The 2,967-nt window shown below is 73.0% G+C and carries 3 protein-coding genes; all 3 read right to left on the reverse strand.

What is annotated here, in order from left to right; translation table 11 throughout:
• Positions 1 to 834, reverse strand: an 834-nt coding sequence (locus WA805_RS24335) for an ABC transporter permease (protein WP_425243491.1), incomplete at its 3' end; no start/stop codon positions are given.
• A complete protein-coding gene (locus tag WA805_RS24340) occupies positions 831 to 2,429 on the reverse strand; it encodes an ABC transporter permease subunit (RefSeq protein WP_425243492.1) in 1,599 nt (532 codons plus the stop codon). The genes WA805_RS24340 and WA805_RS24335, both read right to left, overlap by 4 nt.
• A partial coding sequence (locus WA805_RS24345; protein WP_425243493.1) for an AAA family ATPase occupies positions 2,426 to 2,967 on the reverse strand: 542 nt, incomplete at its 5' end. The genes WA805_RS24340 and WA805_RS24345, both read right to left, overlap by 4 nt.

Here is a 2,967-nt window from a genome sequence, read left to right on the forward strand (position 1 = left end):
GGCGGCGCCGAGGAGCAGCGCGCCGACGGCCCACAGCGCCAGGACGCCGAGGCCCTGCCACGGGGTGAGCGGGAGCGCCGCCAATCCCACGGTGGCCTCGATATAGAGGCCTGCGGTCATCGGGGCGATCTGTTCCAGGTGGCGGGACCAGGTGTGGCTCGGGATCACGGCGCTGACGATGGGGAACAGGTACAGCAGGCCGAGGACCAGGCCGATCGCGACCGCGGAGTCGCGGACCGCGGTGGTGACGCCGAGCGCGAGCAGGGCGATCAGGACCAGGTAGAGCACCGAGCCGCCGAACGCCCGCTGGTCGGCGCCGTTGGCCAGCGACGGCACGACGTAGCCGTTCGCCGCGGACAGTCCCCGGCCGGGCAGGATCAGCCACCCGGCCAGCAGCGAGCCGGCCACGGCGACTACCGACGCCGCGAGCGTCCAGCCGGTCACGACGGCCATCTTGGCGGCCAGCATGGTCAGCCGCCGCGGCGTCGCGGCGAGGGTCACGCGGATCATGCCGGTCCCGTACTCGCCGCCGACCGCGAGCACCGCCAGCAGGGCGACGATCACCTGGCCGAGATAGACGCCGGTGAGGCTGATCTTGGCCGGGTCGGCGCCCGTCACCGCCGGAGCGCACGCCGCCGGGCCGCCGGAACACTGGTACGTCGCGGCCACGGCCGCGCCCACCGCCACGGTGAGCGCGGCCGCTGCCAGCAGCAGCCACCAGGTGCTCGCCAGCGTGCGCAGTTTGGTCCACTCGGCGTGCAGCGCGTCCGGCAGGCCGGCCCACGCGCCCCACGCGCCCCAGGCATCCCGGGTCGAGACGACCGCCTCGGTCACGCGTCCCTCCGGCGCAGCAGGTACGCCGCCACGCCCAGCGCTACCGCCGCCCAGGCGCACAGCACCAGCAAGCCCGCCCACCACGACAGCGGGTAATACCCGTTCAGCGGCGAATAGACAGTGCTGGCAACCTGCTGGTACTGCGGATACGCCTGCTGGAGGGAGATGCCCGCGGCCGGCGTGACCCGCAGCAGCCAGTCCCCGGCACCGCCCGGCACGGCCCTGGAGATGGCCAGGAAAACCGGCACCGCGAGCGCCACGATGACGATCGTGACCGCAGCCGCCCCGCGCCGCGTGATGGCGCCGACCGCGAGGGCGCCGGCCGCGGCCACGGCCGCGAACAGCCCCGTGCCAATGATCACCTTCACCTCGGTCGCCGTGGACACAGGGGCGGCATAGTAGCCGCGGGCGTGCGTGATCGCCGTGCCGACCAGCACCGCGAACGCGGCGGCGACCGCTCCCACGACGAACGACACCGCGGCGACCACGACCGCCTTCGCCGCCAGTACCCGGCCACGTCGCGGGCTCGCGGCGAACGTCACGCGGATCAGCGAACGCCGGTACTCCGCGGTGATGAACAGCGCGGCCACCACCCCGAGGGCGATCAGCCCGGCGAACGTGCCGAGGAGGTACTCGCTGACGGTGATCGCGGGATCGGCCCCGCCACCGTGCCCCACGGGGATCGGCGCGATGTCACCGGACCCGGTCACGCTCAACCCGCCGCCAGCCGGGTGGTAGCTGCCGACCCCCGACGCGTACGCCGCTCCCACGTACCCGCCGGTCCAGACCCGGCTAGGCGCGCTCACATGATCGAACACTCCGGTGGCCTGGGTGGGGCCGCCGGGGCCGTTGCAGTAGCCGGAGCAGTACTGCGATTGCAGGTCAACGGGAGAGGCGGCGAACAGCCCCGCCTGCACCACCCGCGGCAGCCCGGACAACGTGACCGCGCCGACCTCGGTCCAGTGCGTGCCGTCCGCCGAGTCGTAGCCCGTGATCACGTCCCCGGACCTGGTGAGCCGAAGCCAGCGCGGGTTCTCCGGCCCGACGGCGCCAGGCAAGCCGGGGGTGTCCCCGGTGTAGTTCCACTGCATCCGCACCCCATGATCGGCGGCGACCATCATCGCCGCGTACGGGGAGCCGTCGGTGAGGCTGCTCTTGATGATGATCCCGGCCTTGGCCCACGGCTCGACGCCGGGCCGCGTGTCCAGCGGAGCATTGGACGACTGGTTGGCGGGGGGCGTGGAAGGCGGCAGCAGGCCCGTCATCGACGTGAGCCGGACGGTGATCGTCCCGTTCTCCGTGAGCGGCTGGCGCACGAAATAGAAGCTGTCGGATACCGGTTGGCCGGCCGGGCCGAGCGCGAACCCGAGCCCGCAGGCCGCTCCGGAACGGACGGGGCCGCCGCTGGCCTGGCAGGAGCTGCTGGCGCTCCCGGCGGTGAACAGCCCGAGGCCCGCCATCGCCACGAGCCCGATGACCAGCCCGATGATCCAGCCGCGCACCGTGTGGAACTTCGTCCACTCCGCGTGCAGCAGCTGCGCGAAGCCGTCCCGGCCGGCGCTCAGCCCGGACCGGTAGGGAGTCATGACGCTCATGAGCTCGCCCCCGCGTGGAACTCAACCGAATCCCGCGTCAGCTCCATGTACGCCTCCTCAAGCGACGCCCGGTGGGCGCTCACCTCGCTGAACGGGACATGGCTGGCGGTGAGAGCGGTCACGATCCGTTCGGAGGAAAGACCGGAGACGGTCAGCAGGTCAGCCGCCACCGCCGCGACAGTTCCCCCGGCATGCGCCAGCACGGTCATCGCCTCGGCGGGGGCGGCCGTGCGCAACCGCACCCGGTCCCCCGACGCCGCCGCGATCAGGTCCGCGACGCTCTTGTCCGCGATGACCCGGCCGCGGCCGACGACGACCAGGTGGTCGGCGGTGTCCTGGAGCTCGCTCATCAGGTGGCTGGAGACGAGCACGGCGCGGCCTTCGGCGGCGAGCTGGCGGAGGAACGACCGCATCCAGGCGATGCCCTCCGGGTCCATGCCGTTGAACGGCTCGTCCATCATCAGCACCGGCGGGTCGCCCAGCAGCGCGGCGGCGATGCCGAGCCGCTGCCGCATGCCGAGCGAGTAGCCGCCGGCCT

Source organism: Trebonia sp. (genome assembly GCF_049794275.1).
Classification (GTDB): Bacteria; Actinomycetota; Actinomycetes; order Streptosporangiales; family Streptosporangiaceae; genus Trebonia.

Bases quoted from the DNA above. Each gene is read 5' to 3' on its own strand.
- WA805_RS24340 (WP_425243492.1), bottom strand. From the start codon at position 2,429: ATGAGCGTCATGACTCCCTACCGGTCCGGGCTGAGCGCCGGCCGGGAC.